This window comes from Vibrio syngnathi, assembly GCF_002119525.1.
Lineage (GTDB): Bacteria > Pseudomonadota > Gammaproteobacteria > Enterobacterales > Vibrionaceae > Vibrio > Vibrio syngnathi.
This window is the reverse complement of record NZ_CP017917.1, coordinates 1,581,382-1,587,964: the sequence shown is the minus strand read 5'-3', so window position 1 is coordinate 1,587,964 and position 6,583 is coordinate 1,581,382. Positions and strand designations below refer to the sequence as shown.

Annotated in this window: 4 protein-coding genes; 2 read left to right on the top strand and 2 right to left on the bottom strand. The window is 41.4% G+C overall.

Annotated elements, in window-relative coordinates; genetic code table 11:
* Positions 1 to 1,148 precede the first annotated feature (1,148 nt).
* Both K08M4_RS21890 and K08M4_RS21885 read left to right on the top strand, forming a co-directional pair.
* Entirely contained in the window at positions 1,149 to 3,128 is a 1,980-nt protein-coding gene (locus tag K08M4_RS21890) for a replication initiator protein RctB domain-containing protein (protein ID WP_086051484.1), read from the top strand.
* A 417-nt stretch (positions 3,129 to 3,545) separates the two neighbouring features.
* Positions 3,546 to 5,102, top strand: coding sequence for an alpha/beta fold hydrolase (locus K08M4_RS21885; RefSeq protein WP_086051483.1), 1,557 nt, complete (start codon positions 3,546 to 3,548; stop codon positions 5,100 to 5,102).
* A 69-nt stretch (positions 5,103 to 5,171) separates the two neighbouring features.
* Here K08M4_RS21885 and K08M4_RS21880 read toward each other — a convergent pair whose 3' ends face one another.
* Together K08M4_RS21880 and K08M4_RS21875 are read right to left on the bottom strand one after the other, a co-directional pair.
* Positions 5,172 to 5,648: a transcriptional regulator gene (locus K08M4_RS21880; RefSeq protein ID WP_086051482.1), complete on the bottom strand. Its 477-nt coding sequence runs from the start codon at positions 5,646 to 5,648 to the stop codon at positions 5,172 to 5,174.
* A complete protein-coding gene (locus tag K08M4_RS21875; protein ID WP_086051481.1) occupies positions 5,645 to 6,577 on the bottom strand; it encodes an ATP-binding cassette domain-containing protein in 933 nt (310 codons plus the stop codon). Before K08M4_RS21875 ends, K08M4_RS21880 begins: the two co-directional genes overlap by 4 nt.
* Positions 6,578 to 6,583: the final 6 nt, after the last annotated feature.

Sequence of the window (6,583 nt, the reverse complement as noted above, 5' to 3'; positions counted from 1 at the left end):
AATAGACAGTGTTTTTACAATTTGATGAAACTTCGCCTCAGAGTAATACTAAAAGTCATCATTTTCATCATGCACAACCATGTTATTTCTATCGCACATTTAAAATGTTACAGCATCACTTATTTACAATGTAAATGTAATTACAACTAAAAACCTTCGGAACGATTGAAACACAACCATAGATTACGGTTAGTGTTATTTGCATTAGAATTTACAGGTTTTCAAATAAAAAAATTAAAAAACGCTCAATGGACAAAAAATTAAAAACAGAAGAGAAGAAGAGATGCAAAAAAACAACAGAGAATTCTAACCCGAACGGAAGAATGATCAAGGAACACATCTAATGTATGAGAATTAGTAACACCAAATTATGAAGCATGATCAAGGCGTAAACTGAGCAATATTGATCCGAGCAACTGCACATTAGGAATGATCAACCTCCGGAAAAATGATCAAGTAAATATCGTTCCGGAAGCATATAATTTAAGAGCTAACTTACGGACAAATGCTTTTGTAATGGGGATTCAAGCTCTATAAGGCCTGATTGGTTGGAAATTCAATAGACACAGAATGGAAATGCAGAAACATGACAATTTCATGATCATGCTTCCTGATTTATTGTGCTGCGAGCTAAAAGTGCCCAACCACTGACTGTGCGACCAATCTCGACTAATTTTTAAACATAAAAGGGGAGGAACGATATAAAAGCCCCATTACTTGATCATTGTTCCGATAGAATACCTAACGAAAATATCCACATTGTGATTTAAAACTCGTCGATCAATTCTGGACTGTGGATAAGCTGTATAAGTATAATGATCATGCTTTCGAACCAATAATGATCATGCTTACAATGACTTAATGATCATCGTTCTGATGTTCTGTGATCATGCTTTCTTATCTTTTATGATCATCGTTTCGCTATCTTTATGATCATGCTTTCCAAGCGGATTTTTTTTAACACTTTAAATTCAGCAACTTAAAAGCAAATATTCACCCAGATCATTAGATCACTTAATCATTTAAGATCATATTAATCAGAAAGATCAGTTATTTAAAAGCCAATAAATTCTCTTTATTTATGATCATTCTTTCTTTATCATTCAGGAACTATAGTGAAATTACGGTTAGTGTGATACGGATCAAAAATGAAACCAGAAGAGAAATTGTTAATTAAGGCACGAAGCCACAAAGATGGTCATTTATTTGAGGTATCTGAAACAGCCGTTGAATGGATAGAACAATATCAACACTTCAAAGGTGTCACCAAAAGCATCATTGAGCTTCTCAACCTAATTTCACTTCGTGGGTTTAGCAGCAAAGACGGTTACGTTTCCACTACCGAGATTATTGAATCAACCGATGGCCAAGTTACTCGTGCAGCCTTACAGCAAAGGTTAAGAGCTGCGGTAAGTATAGGTCTTTTCAGACAAATTCCGGTTCGCTTTGAAGAAGGTCTTGCCGGTAAAACTATGCTGCATCGCTTTGTGAACCCAAACCAATTGATATCGGTACTGGGTGCTACTAGCTTAGTGACAGAAAGCGTGAAGCAAAATGAGAAGCAAAAGCGATCTAAAGCTCTAGCTCAAACCAAAGTCAACAAGCGCTTATTGAATGAACACGGACTCAATACCCCACCAACGATGAAAGACGAAGCCGATCAATTTATTGTGTCACCAACCAATTGGGCGGGTATTATTGATCAAGCCTTGGCGCCACCTAGAACGCGTAAGAGTTACCAGAAATCTATGGTTTCGATCTCAGGCACTCGAGCAGTGATCGAGACACGATCTTCTAAAAATATCATGACGGTTGACGATCTAATGACGTTGTTCGCGTTATTCACGCTTACTGTTCAATATCATGATCATCACCAAGATGATTATCATTTAGACGCTAAACACACACCGAACAAAACCCCTCTGTACATCACGGATATTTTGTCTTTGCGTGGCAAGAAAGACAGCGGGCCGGCACGTGATTCGATCCGTGACAGTATTGATCGTATCGAATTTACCGACTTCCAATTGCATGAGCTCACAGGCCGTTGGCTTAGCGAGAACATGCCAGAAGGCTTTAAGAGTGATCGTTTCCGATTCCTAGCTAGAACCATTACCGCATCGGAAGAAGCGCCTACAGAAGGCTCTGACGGCGAAATTCGCATTAAACCGAACCTATACATCCTGGTTTGGGAACCTTCGTTCTACGAAGAGCTGCTGACGCGTGATTATTTCTTCCTATTCCCGCCAGAAATCCTGAAGCAACATACCTTGGTTTTCCAAATGTATTCGTACTTTAGAAGCCGTATGGCACGTCGCCATTCAGATTGTATGCTGCTCAGCGAGCTCAACCAGAAGTTAGCTCGTAACATTGATTGGCGTCGTTTTTCTATGGATCTGATCCGCGAGCTCAGAAAGCTAGGTGAGGTAGGGGAGCAAGAAGATACTTTCCTGGTTAACCTTTGGGGTTATCACTTGACGATCACCGCGTTGATCGAAAAAGGCAAAACGACTGATTATCAGGTTGATATCAAATGTAATGTGGAAGAAGTCTTACGTTACTCAAGAGCACGCACCACCAACGCAGGCAAACGTAATATGGCACCAACGCTACCGAACCCATTGCGTAACGAAATGGTGTCTAAGCAGAAGTTGGAAGAATTATCTGAGATTATCGATGGTGAGTTTGAGCCAATTCAGCGCAAAGCCCCTTCACCAAGAGGCAAGCTAGGGCGCAGAGTTAAACAACGTAAGCACTCTGTTGAGATCAATGCTGACGAGATCATGATAACCCTATCTAAATATACCTCTTCAGAGGCCCTAGAACGCAGTATAACGGCTTTATCAGCAATGACCGGGCACTCTCATGCTTCAATCAAAGAAGAGTGCTCAGAGCTCATTGAGAAGCTTGATTGGTTAAGAGTTGGAGAGGATGTGATTCCTTACGAAACATTGAGTAAGCTGATCGAACTCTACAACGACCGCGATAGTACCAGTAATCGACACCTTTCAATCGAGCGTCTTATCTCTGGCTTGGCCGTGCGTCGCAAGGTATGCAAACAAGTTCACGAAGGTCACTTAGACGAGAATGTGTTCTTAGCGCTCGATGAAATGGCGATCGGCCACTAACCGTGAGTCCTATAATCGTTGCTGAATGGATGATCTGAACATCATTAGGTGTTGATAATAACCGCACCTAATGCTGACAATGTGATGACAATATAGAGCACCTAGTTGATTATTATTTATCCCGAATAGACAACCTTTGTCCTTTCTTATGATTAATAGATTGGCTCATATTTTGTTACATCATACTGAATAGATTTTCGCGAGTTCCTAGGGGACTCGCTTTTTTTTGCCTGAAATTCATCGAATAACATACTCACCCTGTAACTATGATCAAGGCATAGCCCTTTGATCATAGTTCCGTATTTATTGCTTCTTAAAATATAAAAGGCGCAATTATCAAGACCATTCTTTTCATGTTTAATTGTCAAAATCAATAATACTCTCCCCTAATTGTATTTTTGTAGGGATGTTTTGTCGATGAATAGAAAATTAGCAGTATTAGTGATTGCAACAGCGATTGCTGGATGTGGAGGAGGGGATGAAGGCAGTACTCCATCAGTAACCGGTACTAGCCTAGTAAACTTATCAACGCTATCAAATGTGTCGGTTCAACTGCAGACGGTGCAATGTAATCAACTACAATTGGTTGACAAGAACTATGTAAAGCCCAGGACGGTTGATAGTTGTTGGCTTCTAGAGGTGCCAGAAGACTACATGCAGCCAGAGGGGAAAAAAATTAAAGTTGCGGTTGCTAAAACTCTTTCGCAGGGACCCAAAAAAGGCGCCTTCTTACACCTTAATGGTGGTCCGGGCGGCATGTCTATTGATTGGGCCCAAGAAATTGAAAATGATCTTTCTGTTTTATCGGCTAATCATGACATCTATTTTGTTGATCAACGTGGTACCGGGTATTCTACTCCCTCTTTGAGCTGCGAATTTGAAGACTCTGGTACTGCTCAGCAGATTAAAGGTTGCAAGGATAAATATGTCAACGATGGCGTGGATTTGAGCCAATATACGAATATAAATAATGCATTAGACTTACTGTTGTTAGAGATGAAACTCTCTGAAGTTAAAGAAATAGACGGAGGGTGGAAGCTTTATGGTGTGTCATATGGAACACGTCTAGCTATGACAATGGCTCGTGAAGAGCAAAAACAGATTAAAGCAGGTTATCAGGCATCCAATACAATTCAAATGATGGTATTAGACGGCGTATTTCCCATCGAAATGAATGGCATCAAGGATATGCCTTGGTCAAACTATGAAGCGTTAGATAGGATCCTAGAAGTGTGCGCGCGTAGTACTGGGTACTGCGATGAAACGAAATTTAAATCTGATCTAAATACAAAATTTGCTCAGATTGATGAGAAGTACCATGATTTTTTTGTCAACTACTTGACCACAAGAAGCATGCGTCGTGATGACAGTATACCTGCAGCTGGTAAATTCAACCCAGTTGAGTTGGTGAAATTAACCAAAGAAGAAATAGAAACTGGGTTAGACGCATTGATTGCTCTTAAGGCAAATGCTTATGACTCTTCTAATCCAAGTCAATTTGCTGCCATGGGGTTAGCAAATATTTGTGCTGAGGAGCCAGTTAAACAGAAGTACTACACAAGCTATCATAAGAGTCGTGCAAAGTGGGGAACGGATGTACAAAATGTAGTAGATAATAGTACTCATTTTGGGTTGACTCTTGAAGCATGCCAAGCTTTGGGTATTGAGCTTGTATCTAGCAGCTCTTATGCCTCTATGGAGAAGGTTGATTATCCAGTACTCGTTCTCAACGGTGCGAATGATGGTATTACACCACCTGGACTGGCAGATGTTTCTGCTAAGAAATTCTCGAACATGCTTAGTTTGACCTACGATCAAGGTTCTCATGGTATTTTGACGGATGCCCAAGATTGGGTTCCTTGCCTGAAAAATTTGATTCTTAGCTCGATCAATGAACCCGAGAATATGCTTACTTTAGATACAACATGTCTAAATACTTCTGACTTTAAGTATGTGGCGGATATTGATATCTGATACAAAGCTTAAGCTTGTGCCCTCATATTTCAAATTGGTTTGAGGGCGCATTGGTTGTCTGAGCAGATCTTAATGTGAAGCAACCCAAGCTCCTTGATCATTGTTCCGAGGTTCATTCCAAGCATGCGCAGCCATAAACTGGACATGGGCATTAATTAGTTGATGGGACTGCTCTTGCCAACCGCTATGACTTTGCTGGTTGCAAAACTCCAGGCTTAGTACCGCAAGGTGCTGCATTCGTTTCATACACCAATCTTTAAGTTCCATTTCGCTTGCTGGATTAGACACCACTTGTTGCAGCTTACCGTAAGCAAGCTGTAAGAATTGGTATGCCTTATTTGGTGAATCGTAGCGTGAATGGTCGAAGATACGCAAGCACCCGTCTAACCAGCATGCGATGCCTTTGCTCTGCTCATCCGTGATCAAAGGCCCCCAGAGTGCATCTGGAGGCGTTAAGATCAAAGGCTCTAACTTCTCCACTTGATCATGCTTTCGGTCTTTGTACCAATTTCCGATCCGATCTAACCAAGTGTCTAGTTCATTCATGCAACGTTATCCCACTGTTTAACATAGTGATTATCTGAAACTTGCTTGATCTCATGCTGTATTTCACTGCTTTGTTCACGAATACGATCAGCGTCTATTGAATAGTTTGGCTCATTTTTCACGAGTTCGCCAAATGGTAGATCAGGATCGGGCACAGCAGAGATCAATAACTTAGTGTATGGGTGTTGTGGGTTGGTTAAGATCGACTGGGTTGATCCCCACTCAACGATCTGTCCCTTGTACATCACAGCCGTCTCTTCTGCGATGTAGTGTGCTGTTGCGAGATCATGCGTAATGTACAAAAAACCTATCCCTAACTCTTTCTTCATCCTCTGCATTAGGTTCAAAACACCGAGTCGTATTGAAACATCCAACATCGAGGTGGGTTCATCGGCAAGGATAACCTCAGCACCGACTGCGAGTGCTCTGGCTAAGTTTATGCGCTGTCTTTGGCCTCCACTGAGCTCATGAGGGTATTTAGTGAGAGTTTCGATGGGCAACTCCACCAGCGTTAATAACTCGTTAAGACGCTCTGCGAGAGCTTGTTTCGTAGCAACTTGCTTGTGGATCTTAAGGGGTCGCGTTAAGTGGTGTTCAATGGTGTGGGTTGGATTGAGTGAGCCAAATGGGTCTTGAAATATCATTTGCACGCGGCTTCGGTAATCCAAGATATCTTTACGACCTTTTAAGGTAGAAATATCTCTGCCATTGAACAGTATTTCTCCCTCTGTTTGCGGATACACTTTGGTCATCAGTCGAGCGCAGGTGCTTTTCCCGCAGCCTGATTCGCCAACCAGTGCCAATGTTTTACCTGCATGTAAATCAAAACTCACCCCATGCAGTGCTCTAAAGATCTCTTCTTTGCCAAATCCACCACCAACAGTGAATTCTTTAACGAGGTTTTTTACTTGAAAAATAGGTTGTGACATGGAGCT

Excerpts from the sequence above, each read along its gene's own strand:
- K08M4_RS21875 (WP_086051481.1), bottom strand. The coding sequence starts at position 6,577 with ATGTCACAACCTATTTTTCAAGTAAAAAACCTCGTTAAAGAATTCACT.
- K08M4_RS21885 (WP_086051483.1), top strand. The coding sequence starts at position 3,546 with ATGAATAGAAAATTAGCAGTATTAGTGATTGCAACAGCGATTGCTGGA.
- K08M4_RS21880 (WP_086051482.1), bottom strand. The coding sequence starts at position 5,648 with ATGAATGAACTAGACACTTGGTTAGATCGGATCGGAAATTGGTACAAA.
- K08M4_RS21890 (WP_086051484.1), top strand. The coding sequence starts at position 1,149 with ATGAAACCAGAAGAGAAATTGTTAATTAAGGCACGAAGCCACAAAGAT.